General features: G+C 70.5%; 1 protein-coding gene. It reads right to left on the minus strand.

Annotated elements, in window-relative coordinates; translation table 11 throughout:
* Window positions 1-17 precede the first annotated feature (17 nt).
* Complete coding sequence (locus ACLF3G_RS29400) at window positions 18-1,196, minus strand: IS110 family transposase (RefSeq protein WP_430672923.1); 1,179 nt, start codon at window positions 1,194-1,196, stop codon at window positions 18-20.
* Between the last annotated feature and the right edge of the window lie 221 nt (window positions 1,197-1,417).

A 1,417-nucleotide genomic window follows, 5' to 3' on the forward strand; every position in this document is an offset into this window, starting at 1 on the left:
GCTGCGTAATGCGCCAGTCAAGCGGCTTTTCGGGTTGGGTCGAAGTTCTGGCGCGAGCGGAGCATGGTCCACAGGACGGTGACGCGTCGTCTGGCGAGGGCGATGAGGGCCTGGGTGCGGTGTTTTCCCTCTCGCCGCTTGCGGTTGTAGAAGGCGCGGGACAGCGGGTCGCCGGTCATGACGGCGCAGAAGGCGCTCTGGAAGAAGACGCGCTTGAGGGCCTTGTCGCCGCCGAAGGCGCGGCGCCAGGCGGCGCTGCGGCCGGACTGGCGCAGCACCGGAGCGAGACCTGCGGCCGAGGCGAGCGCGTCGGCGGAGTGGAAGCGCCCGATGTTGCCGATGCGGGCGATGAACTCTGCCGCGAGCACCGCCCCCATCCCCGGCAGCGAGCGGATGAGGGCGCCGTCAGGGTGGCTCGTGAGCAGCTCCTCGAGGTCACGGTCGATGCGCGTGATGCGCTCGCGCGCCTGCAGGGCCTCGGCGGCGAGTTCGCGGATGAGGTCTGCGGTGGCAGCCTCGCCCACGACGGCGATGCGCTGGGCCTGTGCGGCCTGCAGCGCGCGCTCGGCCAGGGCTTCGACATGGCGCACCTGCGGGGTCTTGCGCAGCTGGGCGATGAGGCGGGCCTTGCCTGCGCGGCGGATCTCGGCGGGGGTGACGAAGCGGCTCAGGAGCGCGAGCGGCCCCTTGGTGGTGACGTCGAGCACCCGTTCGAGGCCGGGATGGATGCCGCACAGGAGATCGCGCAGGCGCGCCAGGCGCCGGGTCTGCTCGGCGACCAGCTCACGCCGGCGGCCGACCTTGAGGCGGATGGCGACGACGGTCTCGTTGTCGGGCGCGATGGGACGCAGGTCGCGGGTGCGCACCAGCTCGGCGATGGTGCGCGCGTCCCTGGGGTCGGACTTGCGCTCGCCGCCTGCGAAGCCCTGGCCGGCGCGGTTGACCGCGATCCCTGGTGCATGGACCAGCGTGTAGCCCTCGGCCAGCAGAACCGCCTCGAGGAAGCGCGCGAAGGAGCCGACCACGTCGATCCCGATGACGGGATCGCCGCCCAGCCCGCGCAAAGCGGCGACGAAACCCTCGATGGCCTGCGGGTCGTTCTCGACTGCGCGATCGAGAACGACCCGGCCTGCCTCGTCCACGGCGCAGGCCCAGTGGGTGTGTTTTGCTGCGTCGATCCCGATGCTGAACTTCATGGAAAACCCTCCTCCATGGCTCGTCCCGGCGCACCCCGTCTCCCCGGCATCGCCTTACACAGCCATCGAGGGCATCGCGTAATCAGCGGTCGATCAGGGGCGGCGATGCGGGCGGCTCAGCGACCTGAACCATCAGCGGCAGCCAGCATGACAACCATACCCGCATCGCCTGCGCGCCTTCAGCTTCGCAGCCATCGACACGCTGGGAAAAGGGGTAAGGC

Source organism: Falsiroseomonas sp. HC035 (assembly GCF_050563525.1).
GTDB lineage: Bacteria > Pseudomonadota > Alphaproteobacteria > Acetobacterales > Acetobacteraceae > Falsiroseomonas.